Here is a 1,896-nt window from a genome sequence, read left to right on the forward strand (position 1 = left end):
GGGCGGGGTTGGTGCCGGGGTCCGTCGTCCGATCGGTGTCGGTGGTGTGCCGCTGGTCCTCCACGCGGTTCTCCACTGTCCTGCTCTCCTTTCCGCTGGTGTCCTGGTGCGAGCGGGGCGCCCGGGGCGCGGACCCGTTCGGGGAACTTCGCTCGGGGGTTCGGGTCATCGGCGCACGCCGTTCCGGTCCTCGGCCGGCACCCCGTCGGCCCGGGGGTCCGCGCGGTGCGCGGGGCGGTTCCCGTCGACCCGGTCATCGGTGCCGTCGGTCCGGTCCTCGCGCCCGGCGCCCGGCAGGTGCAGGCGTTCGGCGATGCCGCCGCCGCGCCCCTCCGCCCGGTCCCGGTCCTCCCGGTCGCCGGCGTGGGGGGAGTCCATCAGCTTCTCGAAGATCTCGCCGGCACCGAGCATCGCGGTGCGCAGGTCCTCGGTGGCGGTGTCCCCGGGGGTGGTGCGGCCGGCCAGGGCGTGGATCCGGCGGTAGCCGTCGATCTGGTGGGGGTGGTGCACCGACAGCGCGGCGATCCGGTCGTCGTGCGAGTCGGCCGGGTAGCCGCGGTCGTGGGCCAGGCGGGTCAGCAGGTGGTCGGCCTCGGCGACGGCGCCGGTGGGGTCGTCCACGAAGCGCTGCTGCACCTGCCCCCACTGCGCCCGGTAGCGCTCGCGCTCCTCGGCCGGGAGCGTCCGGGTCCGCAGGTCCCCGTGCCGCTTGAGCCGCTCGGAGAGCTCGGCGCGGGCGGCCTTCTCGTCACCGTTGTGACGGTCCACGGCCCGGTCGTACTCGGGACCGAAGCGTCCGCGCAGGTCGCCCCGACGCCGCTTCATCACCGGCCCGAGGGCCAGATAGACCAGAACGAGGACGGCGAACACCGCCACGAGGATGATCACTTGAGTGGTGGTCATGGTGTGCCTTTCGTGGGAACCCTTTCGTACGCGCCTCTCTGGTCTGTCGGCTTACCGGGTCACGGATCGATAAACGCGAATCGGGGGGCGCCGGTTGGCGGGCTCCCGCCCCCTTCCCGGCTCCACCGACCCGCGGACGGCCCCCGTCCGGTGTCCCCGACGCGTCGCGTCGACGGCCCCGCCGGGGGCGCCGATGTGCCCCCGGCGTGCCCTCCTTCCGGGGGTTTCGTGCGGTCGTCGTGGTGTCGCTGTGTCGCCCGGGTGTGCCGCTGTCGAACATCTCTGGCATATGCACGTGTCAAACACTCGACACCGAACGTCACCCGATCAACTCCTGGCACTTGCAGGCAAATAGTGGTCGGAACCCCGCGCCTCCTCCGGCACGATGCGTAATCTCCTCGCCACAGCGCCCCCGGGGCGCCCGATGGATGTTCGGCCGGTACCACCGGCACCACAGCAGCGGGGAGGACCACGTCGCATGCCCGGAATCGACGAGTGCCTGCTGGCGGCGATGACGCTGCCCGGGGCCCGCGGCGCCGCCGTCGTGGACTGGATCAGCGGCCTCGCGCTGGGCACCGCCGGGGAGTCGCCCAGCGGCGACCACGAGGCCACCGCCGCGGAGACCGCCGAACTGGCCCGGATGGCCGCCGAGCACACGGCGTTCGTGCCCCCGGACACCCCCGAACCGGAGAAGGGCGCCCCGCCGGTCGAGGGCGTCATCGTCACCGCCCCCGGCGGCCACCACCTGATCCACTTCGTGGGAGGCGTCCTGGACAGCAGTGTCTTCGTCCACCTGTGGATCGATCGGCGCGAGGGCAATCTCGCCCTGGCGCGCATACGACTCCGCGAGATCGCCGAAAGCCTGGTACTGGCATGAGGACCGCCGCCCCCACCCCCCCTGTCTCTTATACCCATCTAAAAAAAAAAAAAAGCAACAATCTCAATAATCCTAGCCATAAAAAAACCAAGACATATGTCTTGGTTTTTTTATTA

At 70.7% G+C, this 1,896-nt stretch carries 2 protein-coding genes; one reads left to right on the forward strand and one right to left on the reverse strand.

Translation table 11 applies throughout. The features are described from left to right. Positions 1-165: 165 nt before the first annotated feature. The gene (locus FOE67_RS24200) at positions 166-903 is read right to left on the reverse strand and encodes a hypothetical protein (protein ID WP_182666958.1); all 738 of its coding nucleotides are present in this window, start codon (positions 901-903) and stop codon (positions 166-168) included. A gap of 478 nt (positions 904-1,381) precedes the next feature. Between FOE67_RS24200 and FOE67_RS24205 the strand changes: the two genes are divergently transcribed. After that, a complete protein-coding gene (locus tag FOE67_RS24205; protein ID WP_182666959.1) occupies positions 1,382-1,780 on the forward strand; it encodes a hypothetical protein in 399 nt (132 codons plus the stop codon). Positions 1,781-1,896 lie beyond the last annotated feature (116 nt).

Origin of the sequence: Streptomyces calidiresistens (genome assembly GCF_014141525.1) — a bacterium.
In the GTDB taxonomy this organism is placed as follows: Bacteria; Actinomycetota; Actinomycetes; order Streptomycetales; family Streptomycetaceae; genus Streptomyces; species Streptomyces calidiresistens.